This window comes from Flavobacterium galactosi, from assembly GCF_048158585.1.
Classification (GTDB): Bacteria; Bacteroidota; Bacteroidia; order Flavobacteriales; family Flavobacteriaceae; genus Flavobacterium; species Flavobacterium galactosi.
In genome coordinates, this window is sequence record NZ_JBLNKV010000001.1 from 783,585 (window position 1) to 795,715 (window position 12,131).

Annotated in this window: 11 protein-coding genes; 9 read left to right on the plus strand and 2 right to left on the minus strand. The window is 32.7% G+C overall.

The window, feature by feature from the left end; all coding sequences use genetic code 11:
- Positions 1–307 precede the first annotated feature (307 nt).
- A complete protein-coding gene (locus tag ACM55M_RS03345; RefSeq protein WP_416856079.1) occupies positions 308–1,306 on the minus strand; it encodes a GntR family transcriptional regulator in 999 nt (332 codons plus the stop codon).
- Between the two features lie 128 nt (positions 1,307–1,434).
- Between ACM55M_RS03345 and ACM55M_RS03350 the strand changes: the two genes are divergently transcribed.
- From ACM55M_RS03350 to ACM55M_RS03375, 6 genes are all read left to right on the plus strand, one after another.
- Positions 1,435–2,460, plus strand: coding sequence for an aldose epimerase family protein (locus ACM55M_RS03350; RefSeq protein ID WP_416856080.1), 1,026 nt, complete (start codon positions 1,435–1,437; stop codon positions 2,458–2,460).
- 69 nt (positions 2,461–2,529) lie between these two features.
- On the plus strand, positions 2,530–3,699 hold the full coding sequence (gene galK / locus ACM55M_RS03355; protein ID WP_416856082.1) for a galactokinase: 1,170 nt from the start codon (positions 2,530–2,532) through the stop codon (positions 3,697–3,699).
- A gap of 1 nt (position 3,700) precedes the next feature.
- Positions 3,701–4,753, plus strand: a complete 1,053-nt coding sequence (locus tag ACM55M_RS03360; protein WP_416856084.1) for a UDP-glucose--hexose-1-phosphate uridylyltransferase — start codon at positions 3,701–3,703, stop codon at positions 4,751–4,753.
- Complete coding sequence (galE, locus tag ACM55M_RS03365) at positions 4,750–5,769, plus strand: UDP-glucose 4-epimerase GalE (protein ID WP_416856085.1); 1,020 nt, start codon at positions 4,750–4,752, stop codon at positions 5,767–5,769. Before ACM55M_RS03360 ends, galE begins: the two co-directional genes overlap by 4 nt.
- 382 nt (positions 5,770–6,151) lie before the next feature.
- On the plus strand, positions 6,152–7,837 hold the full coding sequence (locus tag ACM55M_RS03370) for a sodium/sugar symporter (RefSeq protein ID WP_416856086.1): 1,686 nt from the start codon (positions 6,152–6,154) through the stop codon (positions 7,835–7,837).
- A gap of 148 nt (positions 7,838–7,985) precedes the next feature.
- Positions 7,986–8,690, plus strand: a complete 705-nt coding sequence (locus ACM55M_RS03375) for an NUDIX hydrolase (protein ID WP_416856087.1) — start codon at positions 7,986–7,988, stop codon at positions 8,688–8,690.
- Positions 8,691–8,768: 78 nt separating this feature from the next.
- On the opposite strand, the gene ACM55M_RS03380 is transcribed toward ACM55M_RS03375, so the two are convergent.
- On the minus strand, positions 8,769–9,134 hold the full coding sequence (locus tag ACM55M_RS03380; protein WP_416856088.1) for a toxin-antitoxin system YwqK family antitoxin: 366 nt from the start codon (positions 9,132–9,134) through the stop codon (positions 8,769–8,771).
- 235 nt (positions 9,135–9,369) lie between these two features.
- Between ACM55M_RS03380 and aspS the strand changes: the two genes are divergently transcribed.
- The 3 genes from aspS (at position 9,370) to ACM55M_RS03395 (ending at position 12,101) form a co-directional block, all read left to right on the plus strand.
- Positions 9,370–11,121, plus strand: coding sequence for an aspartate--tRNA ligase (aspS, locus tag ACM55M_RS03385; RefSeq protein ID WP_416856089.1), 1,752 nt, complete (start codon positions 9,370–9,372; stop codon positions 11,119–11,121).
- 126 nt (positions 11,122–11,247) lie between these two features.
- Positions 11,248–11,442, plus strand: a complete 195-nt coding sequence (locus ACM55M_RS03390; protein ID WP_007137066.1) for a cold-shock protein — start codon at positions 11,248–11,250, stop codon at positions 11,440–11,442.
- A gap of 293 nt (positions 11,443–11,735) precedes the next feature.
- A complete protein-coding gene (locus ACM55M_RS03395) occupies positions 11,736–12,101 on the plus strand; it encodes an NADH-quinone oxidoreductase subunit A (RefSeq protein WP_416842472.1) in 366 nt (121 codons plus the stop codon).
- Positions 12,102–12,131 lie beyond the last annotated feature (30 nt).

Below are 12,131 nucleotides of genomic sequence, written 5' to 3' on the forward strand. Positions count from 1 at the left end.
ATGGTTTGGCTCTGAAATGGTTGGTTCAATATTAAACATGCTAATAGCTTTAAAAGTATTGTTGTGTTTGATTATTTGTAACCAGTCCTTTTTAAGTTGGTCAAATAAAATGCTGTTTTTTAGGGTTTAACGTAGGAATTAATAATAAGTGTAAAAAATACATTTGCAAATATATATAAATTTATTCTACAATAACAAATAAATTATTTTTCTTGCTTTTTTTTAATGAGAACCATATTTTCTTTGCCAATAAAAAATGGTATTTATATTTTTTTAAAATTATGAATGTAAATAAGGGAATTATTTTTTATAAAGAATTCCTAATAATCAAGGCACTCTTGTTTTCAATTTGTTCTTTTTTTCCTTTCAGAATCATCTCAGCTAGAATTTTCCCCATGGCTACAAAATTTGTTGAAATTGTGGTTATACCATTTTCGACAATTTTTTTTAATGGACTTTCATTATAGGAAATTATACCAAAATCACTGCCTATTTTTAGGTTTTGAAGCTTTGCTTTTTCGATTACAAGAACTAAATCCCTATCACTGGGAATGATATACACTTCGCCTTTTTTTATTTCCCGATTCTTAAATTCAGTGATTACTTCATAATTAAAAGCGTAGTCTTTGCAAAAATTATCGAAACCCATTTTCATGCCTAATGGCTCCCTGAATCCTGGAAAAATCATAATCAGTTTTTCGTATTTGCTTAATTTAGATTTTCCTTTTAGTAACCCGTTATAAATATCTTTTTTATGATTCTGGTAAATAGCGGGATAGTCTTTTAATTCGGAATTGGTTTGGTCTAATATGATTACTTCATTTACTGGTAGGGTTTTTATAATTGAAGCTGCTTCAACTAGGTTTGTAGGCATTATAATATATTTTGTGTAGTTGCCATTACTGTCATTTATTAGTTTTCGGAAAACTTGAATGTTAAAATGGTGAAAGAAAATATCTACTTGAACGTCTTTTCCAATGTTTTCTAAAAAGGAATTGTAAAGGTCTTCCTTGAAAATATTTAGCTCTTCAAAAAGTAAAAATATCCGTTGTTTTATTCTGACTTCTGTACTTTTTATATAGTATCCTTTTCCAAGAATAGCGTAGATAATCCCTCTTTTTTTCAACTCATCATAGGCTTGTAAAACAGTATCTCTGGATAATGAAAATTCGAGACATACTTTGTTTATAGAGGGGAGCTTTTCATCCTTTTTTAAATAACCATCTTCTATGGTCTTTTCAATAGAAGAAATGATTTGTTTGTATTTTGGGATACCCTGATTATTTTGAACGGTTATGATTTTCATAAAGAAATGGTTTTTGCAAATATATTAAAAACTGGTAGGTACTGGTATGTTTATATGCGTAATTATTTTACTTTTGGTTTTTCATATTTCATAAAAAAATAATCAAAATAAAATACATATCACATTTTATGACTGAATCTGTAATGGAATTGTTTGGCTTGATGGTTGATGGCGAAGCTGTTGATTCTTATGAATTAACTAATAAAAATGGAATGCAATTGAAGGTTGTTACTTATGGTGCTACTATTACATCATTGAAAATGCCATTAAAAAACGGTAAAATGGTGGATGTAGTTTTGGGGTTTGACACTTTAGAGGCTTATATAAAATCATTTGATTTAGAAAGTGCTCCTTATCTTGGAGCAACTGTCGGCAGGTTTGCCGGAAGAATAAAGGATGGTGCTTTTAGTTTGAAAGGAAAAAAAATCCATTTAAATAGAAACAATAATAATCATTCGTTGCATGGTGGAAATACAGGGTTTAGCCAAAAAATTTGGAAGGTCGAGAATGTAAATGAAGGTAGAAACCCATCAATAACGTTGTCGTATTTCAGTCCTAATAATGAAGAGAATTATCCAGGAGATTTATCAGTTATGGCAACTTACACTTTATCTGAGGAAAACGAATTGATTATAGCATACAAAGCAAACACTACTCAGGACACAATTGTGAATTTAACACATCACAATTATTTTAATCTTGATGGTCACGAATCCGATATTTTAGAACAGGAATTGATTGTAAATTCCGAAAAAATGTTAGAGACAACAAATGAAAATATCCCAACTGGAGGGTTCATAAACACTGCTAATTCTTCTTTTGATTTTAGTAAACCAAAAAAATGTCCTTCAAAAATTGACACTACGTTTGTTCTGGAAAAAGAAAATGAATTTGCAGCTTCGCTCTTCAATAAGAAGAATAATCTAAAAATGGCGGTTTATACGAATCAACCAGGAGTTCACATATATGTTGGCGGTAATTGTTTCAATACGATAAAAGGGAAAGAAAATGTGGATTATCATTCATTGAGCGGTATTTGTTTTGAAACGCAAAATTTTCCTGATGCGCCGAATCAGCAACATTTTCCGAATTCAGTTTTGAAAAAAGAGGAGACCTATAATCACAAAACGATTTATAAGTTTCAATCTTTTTGATAAAAAAACTAATAAAAATAACATCAAGTTCCATAAATTTCAAAAAGGAACACTTACAATTTCTAAACAATGAATGATATTTTAATTAAAAGAACGACCGCTTTTTTTGAAGAGACATTTGGTACTGAACCACAAAAAATAGTGCTTTCTCCAGGAAGAATTAACATAATTGGTGAACATATAGATTATAATGACGGATATGTTTTGCCAGCAGCTATAGACAAAATTATTTGTTTTGCTTTCGAAAAAAGCAATTCAAATACATCAAGAATAATTGCGATAGATCTTGACGATGAATTTGAAATGGACGTTACTGCTTCAATGGAATTGACGGATAATGTTTGGACTAATTATATTCGTGGTGTAGTTAATCAATTGAAAATAAATAATTTTGAGTTCGAAGGCATTAACTGTGTTTTTAGCAGTAATATTCCCGTTGGTTCTGGTTTGTCATCTTCTGCAGCTTTAGAATGTGGTTTTTTATTTGGAATTAATGAGCTTTTTAATTTAAATATAAAGCCAATAGATATCGCACTAATGGGACAAAAAGCGGAGCATTGGGTTGGTATTAATTGTGGGATAATGGATCAGTTTTCGAGTGTCATGGGACAAGAAAATAAAGTGATAAAAATTGATTGCAGAACCTTGGAATATGAATACCATGATGCTAATTTCAGTGATTATTCTTTGATTTTATTCGATAGTAATGTGAAACATTCTTTGATGACATCGGCTTATAATGAAAGAAGACAGCAATGTGAAGAAGGTATCGCTATTATTAAAAAAAATTATCCAAAAATCAATAGTTTTAGAGATTGCACCGAAAATCAAGTGAATAGTTTGAAAGACAAAATGAGTGCTGCAGTTTTCAAACGAAGCCTTTTTGTAGTAAAAGAAATCAATCGTGTTGTCCAAGCATGTAAAGCCTTAGATAGCGGTAATATCGAAACGTTAGGCCGACTAATGTTCGAAACTCACGAAGGATTATCACTTGATTATGAAGTAAGTTGCGCTGAATTAGATATGATTGTTGACACGCTTAAAAAAGAAGAAGCTGTAATTGGTTCCCGACTAATGGGCGGTGGTTTTGGTGGTTGTACAATCAACTTAATAAAAAAGGGGCATGAAGAGGGTGTTAAAAAGAAACTTTCGGCACTTTATTTTGATACTTTTGGGATAGAATTAAAAATTTATGATGTTAAAATCGGTAACGGAACATCACTTTATAACAATAATTAGAATGAAAAATTTTGACATCAACGAAGATCCGCACAGACGATATAATCCGTTAATCAATGAATGGGTTTTGGTTTCTCCGCACCGTTCAAAAAGACCTTGGCAAGGTCAAAATGAAACCGTTACATCAGACGCACTTCCAGAATATGACCCGACTTGTTATTTATGTCCAGGGAATGTTCGAGCGAATGGTGAGGTAAATCCAGCGTATGAAAACGCTTTTGTTTTTGAAAATGATTTTGCCGCTTTAAAGCAAGAAGAAATTGCATTTGAAGAAAATAAAAATGAAACTTTTTTCAAAGCACAACCAGAAAGAGGAATCTCCCGAGTGGTTTGTTTTTCTCCAAAACACAATTTGACGTTACCGGAAATGCCTGTTGTTGCAATTGAAAACATCATTCAGACTTGGCAAAAAGAATATACGGATTTAGGTACTGTTGATTATATTAATCACGTTCAGATTTTTGAAAATAAAGGAAGTGTAATGGGCTGCAGTAACCCACATCCGCATGGACAAATTTGGGCACAATCGTCCTTGCCAACGGAAGTGGAGAAAACACAAAATAATCTGAAAGCCTATTACGACAAACATCAAAGCAATCTTTTACAGGATTATTTGAAAGAAGAATTAAAACTGAACGAACGTATTGTAAGTGAAAATGATCATTTTGTGGCATTAGTTCCTTTTTGGGCAATCTGGCCTTATGAAACAATTATAATCAGCAAGCGTCATTTTGGGAAAATAACTGATTTTACTGAAGCAGAAACAACTGCTTTTGCGACGATTTTAAAACAATTGACTACAAAATATGACAATCTTTTTGAAACTTCATTTCCGTATTCGTCAGGAATTCATCAGTCACCAACCGATGGGGAATCTCATCCGGAATGGCAATTTCACATGCATTTTTATCCGCCATTGTTGCGTTCTGCAACTGTAAAAAAATTTATGGTAGGTTACGAAATGATGGGCGAGTCGCAAAGAGATATTACTCCAGAAAAGAGTGCTACGGTATTAAAAGAACAGTCAGATGTTCATTATAAAAGTAAAATATGAAAATACTAGTTACTGGTGGTTTAGGTTTTATTGGTTCGCATACTGTTGTTGAATTACAAAATGAAGGTTTTGAAGTTGTTATTATCGATAATCTTTCAAATTCATCTGAAGAAGTTTTAAAAGGAATAGTTGCTATAACAGGCAAAACACCTGTTTTTGAAAAGCTGGATTTGAGAGAGAAATTAGCGGTTCAGGATTTTTTCAAAAGACATTTTGATGTAAGCTGTGTAATTCATTTTGCAGCTTCTAAAGCGGTTGGTGAAAGTGTCGAAAAACCATTGTTGTATTATGAAAACAATATTAATACTTTAATCTATTTGCTTCAGGAATTGCAACAAAAACCAGAAGCTCATTTTATTTTTAGTTCATCTTGCACTGTTTATGGTCAAGCCGAGACGATGCCTATTAACGAAAATGCATCGGTTAAACCTGCAATGTCTCCTTATGGAAATACGAAACAAATAGGCGAAGAAATCATTACTGATGTTACAAAAGTAAGTGGTATAAATGCTATTTTATTGCGTTATTTTAATCCTATTGGCTCACATCCATCAACAGAAATTGGGGAATTACCTATTGGAACTCCGCAAAATTTGGTGCCATTTATTACCCAAACAGGAATTGGATTGCGAAAAGAATTATCCGTTTACGGAGATGATTACCCAACACCTGATGGAACTTGTGTACGGGATTATATTCATGTTGTTGATTTAGCAAAAGCGCATGTTATTGCTTTGCAAAGGTTAGTTGACAAAAAGAATTTAGATAAAATAGAAATTTTTAATCTTGGAACCGGTACGGGAAGTTCTGTTTTGGAAGTGATTAATGCTTTCGAAAAAGTAAGCGGACAAAAATTGCCATACAAAATTGTTGCTAGAAGGGAAGGGGATGTGATTTCGGCTTACGCCAATACTGATAAAGCGAACAGTATTCTTGGTTGGAAAACACTATCAACTCTGGAAGAAGGGATAGCAAGTGCCTGGAAATGGGAGCAAAAAGTTAGGAATAATAATTAGTTAATAATAAAAAGCTATTAATAGCTGATGAAATCAATTAACAAACAAAAAATAATTGCGAAAGAGCTCTATAAATTAGCGAGTTAATTACATTCTTTTTAGAATTTAACTTATTTAACAATAATAAATGTAAAAAATACATTTGTAAATGATGTTAATAAAGTTTTTTATTTTACTTTTGACTTTCGTAATTCATAAAAAAATTATGAAATTAAAACATATATCATAATTTATAATGCATTATTTAATTTATAATAATTTTACGCATAGGATGTTGAACAGTGGTAAATATAAAAACAGTTCAATTAATCACTAAAAAAAGAAATAACCCACAACAATAATCTCATTTATTTATATTAATTTTCTAAAAAACAAATTACTCATGAACCAGAACCTCGCTTTTGCGGATTACGCAGTTTTTATTATCTATTTTATTGTGGTATCCACTTATGGATATACCATTTATCGCAAACGTGAAAAAAATGAACACGATGCCAAAGCTTATTTTTTGGCAGAAGGAACATTGACTTGGTGGGCGATTGGAGCTTCTTTAATTGCTTCTAATATTTCCGCAGAACAGTTTATTGGGATGAGTGGAGAAGGATTCTTTTTAGGAATCGCTGTTGCTGCTTACGAATGGGTTGCTGCTATTGCTTTGATTATTGTAGCCGTTTGGTTTATTCCTGTTTATTTAAAAAACAAGATTTACACGATGCCTCAATTTTTAAAAACAAGGTATAATGAATCAACTGCTTTAATTATGGCTGTTTTTTGGTTATTCCTGTATGTATTTGTAAACTTGACTTCTATTTTATATCTAGGAGCTGTAGCTATTAATGGATTAGCCGGAGGTGAATATTTACATGTGATTATGGTAGGTCTTGCTGTTTTTGCCTTGTTGATCTCTTTAGGAGGAATGAAAGTTGTTGCTTATACTGATGTAATTCAGGTTGCAGTTTTAATAATAGGTGGATTGGTTACTTCTTATATCGCTTTGACTACGGTTGGACACTATTTTGGAGTGGGCGAAAATGCTATTGCAGGTTTCAAAGTATTGATGAGAGAAGCACCAGAACATTTCAAAATGATTATTCCTAAGCCAACTGCGGCTTCATCACAAAACGATATCAATAAATACCTTACTTTTCCTGGAATGCTATCTTATTTAGCGGGTATTTGGATTATCAATCTTAATTATTGGGGGTGTAACCAATACATTACGCAAAGAGCATTAGGAGCTGATTTACAAACTGCCCGTACCGGTATTTTGTTTGCAGGTATTTTAAAATTATTAATGCCACTTATTGTTATGTTGCCAGGTATCGCCGCTTACGTTTTATACGAAAATGGACATTTGCCTCAGTTAGTAGGTGGAAAAGACGGTGCTTATTCTGCAGTGTTAACTTTCTTGCCAACCGGTCTAAAAGGGTTGTCGGTAGCAGCTTTAACTGCGGCTATTGTAGCTTCGTTAGCTGGTAAAGTAAACAGTATTTCTACTATTTATACGTTGGATGTTCACAAAAAATACATTCAAAAAGATGCTACAGATAGAGCTCAGGTAAACATAGGAAGATATGCTATTTTTGCAGCCATGCTTCTTGCGGTTTTATTTACTTGGAATGATTTATTAGGTATTGGTGGTGTGGGTGGTTTTACTTACATTCAAAAATACACAGGTTTTATTAGTCCGGGAGTATTTGCCATGTTTTTCCTTGGGATGTTCTGGAAAAGAACTACTGGTACTGCAGCAATAGTAGGTGTTATAGCCGGTTTTCTATTATCTGTTTTATTTAATGAATTTGCGCCAGCTTTATTTGGTAATGAAACATTGCTTTACACAGCTTACACAAATGGTAAAGGTGGATTTGAAATACCGTTTCACATCTGTATGGGATTATCATTTATGTTTACAATGCTTCTTATGATTGGAATAAGTTTCGCTGGTCCAAAAGTAAATCCTAAAGCATTTGAATTAGATGCCGAAATGTTTAAGGTAAAACCTCAAACAACAGTATTGATTGTAATCACATTATTGATTATTTTTGCTTTGTATGCTAAGTTTTGGTAATATTATTTTAAAAAACTAGTTTTTTGATTACTATTGTAATCAGATTAAAATGCCGTTTAGTTAAGTTTTTCAGTTAGTGATTAATCAATTGAAATGTTTAACTAAAGGGCTTTTGATTTTAAAGGGGTGTATATAAAATTTAATTGGTATGAAGGGGCTTTTAAAAGAAAAAAATTTCTCATTTGCGGTTGATTGCATCATATTCGGATATGATGGTCAGGATTTAAAATTGTTAGTTATAAAGAGAAGTTTTGAACCATTTAAAGGGAAGTGGAGTTTAGTAGGAGGTTTTTTAGAAGATGATGAAAGTGCTGAAGAAGCAGCGGTTCGCGTACTTAAAGGACTTACCGGCTTAGATGGCTTGTATATGGAACAGTTGCATTGTTTTTCGGAACCCAAAAGAGGTGGTGCGGAGAGAATCATTTCTGTAGCCTTCTTTGCTTTAATTGATATTCAAAAATACAATCAACAAATCAATGAAGACTATCATCCTGCTTGGTTTTCTATTAATCAATTACCCGAATTAATTTTTGACCACTCTGCTATTGTCGAGCTGGCCAAGGAAAAATTGCGTTATAAGGCTGCGCTTCATCCACTATTGTTTGAATTGTTGCCGGATAAATTCACCATGCCACAATTACAGAGCCTTTATGAGGCTGTCTATAACATGGAATTTGATAAAGGAAATTTCAACAGGAAGTTGTTGTCTACAAAATTGTTGGAAAAGTTGGAAGATAAAGATATGCTTAATTCAAAAAAAGGAGCATTTTATTACACTGTAAATTTAAAGAAATATAGTGCTGGTTTTAAAACCTTTTTAAATTTTGTTTCCAGCCAATATATCAATGAATAATATTTTTGTCGAAACAGAAAAAAGCTAAAAAAGCTTTCGTTTTAGGCGAAAGCTTTTTTATAAAGTAAGAATTAGTCTTTAGTCTATGTTAACTATTGCTTCTTGTTTCCAGTTTTTAACAGAAGCTATTCTGTTGTTGGAATAATCAACTTCACTTAAATTACTAAAGCCATTGTCGCCTTTTTCAGACCAAAAAAACCATTTGCCGGTTTTAACGCCATTTGTATATTCACCAGATGAAGTTTTATTTCCTTTTTCATCAAAAGAAACCCAAACACCTTCTAATTTTCCGTTTTCAAAAAAACCTTCTTGTTGCACTTGTCCATTTTCAAAAAAGTAAGTTGCTCTAACCTTTTTGCCAAAAGGTTCCAATACTGGTTTTGATTCTTGTGCAAAAATCATCCCTGAGAACAACATTGCAACTAAAATAATACAATTTTTCATATCTATAGTTTTTAATATTTATATTTCTTCACCAAAATTAACGAATACTTTACATTAAAAAAACTTTTTGATAACAATTTAATAACATTAGACAAAAGCTTAACATTGGAAAATAAATTGAAGTAAAAAACAATAGTGTAAAAATTCACTATTCTCAATTCATTATTCATAATTAGTCCTAAATTTGCACCCGAGCCCACAGGGCGAACAGATGAAATAATCTAAAATTTGGATCATGTATAGAAGTCATAATTGCGGCGAATTGAACGCCTCACATATTAAAACAGAAGTTACGCTTGCCGGTTGGGTTCAGAAATCTCGTGATAAAGGATTTATGAATTGGGTTGATTTGCGAGACCGTTATGGAATTACGCAATTAATTTTCGACGAAGGTCGTTCTGACAAAACGGTTTTCGAATTAGCAAAAACCTTAGGGCGTGAATTTGTGGTTCAGGTAAAAGGAACTGTTATTGAGCGTGAAGCAAAGAATAAAAATATTCCTACAGGAGAAATAGAAATTTTAGTTACAGAACTTAATATTCTTAATGCTTCGTTGACGCCTCCTTTCACGATTGAAGATGAAACGGATGGTGGTGAAGATATTAGAATGAAATACCGTTACCTTGACATTAGAAGAAATCCTGTGAAAAACAGTTTGCTTTTTCGTCATAAAGTAGCGATGGAAGTGCGCAAGTACCTTTCAGATTTGGATTTTTGTGAAGTGGAAACGCCTTATTTGATTAAGTCTACTCCGGAAGGAGCAAGAGATTTTGTTGTTCCTTCTCGAATGAATGAAGGACAGTTTTATGCTTTACCACAATCGCCTCAAACCTTCAAACAGTTGTTGATGGTGGGTGGTATGGATAAATATTTCCAAATCGTGAAATGTTTCCGTGATGAAGATTTACGTGCTGACAGACAACCAGAATTTACACAGATTGATTGTGAAATGGCTTTTGTGGAACAGGAAGATATTTTAAATATTTTCGAAGGGTTGACAAGGCATTTATTGAAAGAAATAAAAGGTGTAGAAGTAGAGAAATTTCCAAGAATGACCTACGAACATGCCATGAAAACATACGGAAATGACAAACCGGATATTCGTTTTGGAATGGAATTTGGCGAGTTGAATGAAGTAGCAAAAAGTAAAGAATTTCCAGTTTTTAATGCTGCGGAATTAGTGGTGGGAATCGCTGTTCCCGGAGTAGGGAATTATACCCGTAAGGAAATAGATGGATTAATTGACTGGGTAAAGCGTCCTCAAGTGGGTGCATCAGGAATGGTGTATGTAAAATGCAACGAAGATGGAACCTATAAATCATCGGTTGATAAATTCTACGATCAAAATGATTTGAGTAACTGGGCAAAAACAACAGGTGCTCAACCGGGAGACATGATTTTTGTGCTATCTGGACCAGCAGACAAAACACGTGGGCAACTAAGTGCTTTGCGAATGGAATTAGCAACCCGATTAGGTTTGAGAAAACCAACTGAATTTGCGCCGCTATGGGTTGTCGATTTTCCTTTGTTGGAATTTGATGAAGCAAGTGGTCGTTACCATGCCATGCACCATCCTTTTACGTCTCCTAAGCCGGAAGACATGCATTTGTTAGAAACAAATCCAGGGAAAGTTCGTGCCAATGCGTATGATATGGTTTTGAATGGAAATGAAATTGGCGGAGGATCAATCCGTATTCATGATAAAGCGACGCAACAATTGATGTTTAAATATTTAGGTTTCACCGAGGAAGAAGCGAAAGCGCAATTTGGATTCTTAATGGATGCTTTCCAGTTTGGTGCACCGCCACACGGAGGTTTAGCTTTTGGATTGGATAGATTAGTGGCGATTTTAGGTGGACAAGAAACTATTAGGGACTTTATTGCTTTTCCAAAAAATAATTCAGGTAGAGATGTTATGATAGATGCGCCCTCAGCAATTGACGAATCCCAGTTAAAAGAGCTCCATATAAAAATTAATTTAGTGTAGTTTGTCGTTTAAATTTGTTAGAAAACGTTGAATATCAATATTTTTACAAAATAAAAAGAGAAGAATGTCTTTCGTATTATATTAAATATTACATTTGCTCCATTATAAATTATTATTACTATTACAATGCGTACAGGTACAGTTAAATTTTTCAATGAATCTAAAGGTTACGGATTCATTACAGACGAAGAAACAGGAAAAGACATTTTTGTTCATGCATCAGGAATCAACGCGGAAGAATTACGCGAAGGTGACAGAGTTAGCTATGAAGAAGAAGAAGGAAGAAAAGGAAAAGTTGCTGCGAAAGTAGCAGTGATCTAAGCATAAAAAAAATAATTTTTTTTGCCTACGAATGTTTAAAACGTTCCGATTATTCGGAACGTTTTTTTTTGTCTTATACTTTTTTGACTATTGAAATAACACACCTTTGTTTAAGTTTGTTAAAATTTAAAACGTTAAACACTTCTTAATATAATTTTTTTTCTTATTTATAATTAATAAAAACTGTAAATTTACAACGATATAGTGCAGATGTATTTTTAAATTTTCATTGTTATTTAATAATTTGAAAGTTATCTTTGTGCCTTATTTTTACTTAAAAAACAACTATAAATATGCAATCCGACCAATCAAGTTATATTCCAATTTTAATGCAGTTTATTTTAGCTGTAGGTTTTGTAGTAGGGACGATATTCATTTCGGGAAAATTGGGGCCTAAACGTAACTCTGAAATCAAAGATAAAAACTTCGAATGCGGTATCGAATCAGTAGGTAACGCAAGAATTCCGTTTTCAGTTAAATACTTTCTTGTTGCTATATTGTTTGTGTTGTTTGACGTTGAGGTAATTTTTCTTTACCCGTGGGCAATCAATTTCAAAGAATTAGGAATGGAAGGAATGGTTAAAATGGTAATTTTTATGCTTTTGCTTTTGGTAGGTTTTTTCTACATTATCAAAAAGAAAGCGTTAGAGTGGGAATAAAGATTTATTTTAAAAGCTGGATTCTAAATT

Bases quoted from the DNA above. Each gene is read 5' to 3' on its own strand.
- ACM55M_RS03345 (WP_416856079.1), bottom strand. From the start codon at position 1,306: ATGAAAATCATAACCGTTCAAAATAATCAGGGTATCCCAAAATACAAA.
- ACM55M_RS03350 (WP_416856080.1), top strand. From the start codon at position 1,435: ATGACTGAATCTGTAATGGAATTGTTTGGCTTGATGGTTGATGGCGAA.
- galK (WP_416856082.1), top strand. From the start codon at position 2,530: ATGAATGATATTTTAATTAAAAGAACGACCGCTTTTTTTGAAGAGACA.
- ACM55M_RS03360 (WP_416856084.1), top strand. From the start codon at position 3,701: ATGAAAAATTTTGACATCAACGAAGATCCGCACAGACGATATAATCCG.
- galE (WP_416856085.1), top strand. From the start codon at position 4,750: ATGAAAATACTAGTTACTGGTGGTTTAGGTTTTATTGGTTCGCATACT.
- ACM55M_RS03370 (WP_416856086.1), top strand. From the start codon at position 6,152: ATGAACCAGAACCTCGCTTTTGCGGATTACGCAGTTTTTATTATCTAT.
- ACM55M_RS03375 (WP_416856087.1), top strand. From the start codon at position 7,986: ATGAAGGGGCTTTTAAAAGAAAAAAATTTCTCATTTGCGGTTGATTGC.
- ACM55M_RS03380 (WP_416856088.1), bottom strand. From the start codon at position 9,134: ATGAAAAATTGTATTATTTTAGTTGCAATGTTGTTCTCAGGGATGATT.
- aspS (WP_416856089.1), top strand. From the start codon at position 9,370: ATGTATAGAAGTCATAATTGCGGCGAATTGAACGCCTCACATATTAAA.
- ACM55M_RS03390 (WP_007137066.1), top strand. From the start codon at position 11,248: ATGCGTACAGGTACAGTTAAATTTTTCAATGAATCTAAAGGTTACGGA.
- ACM55M_RS03395 (WP_416842472.1), top strand. From the start codon at position 11,736: ATGCAATCCGACCAATCAAGTTATATTCCAATTTTAATGCAGTTTATT.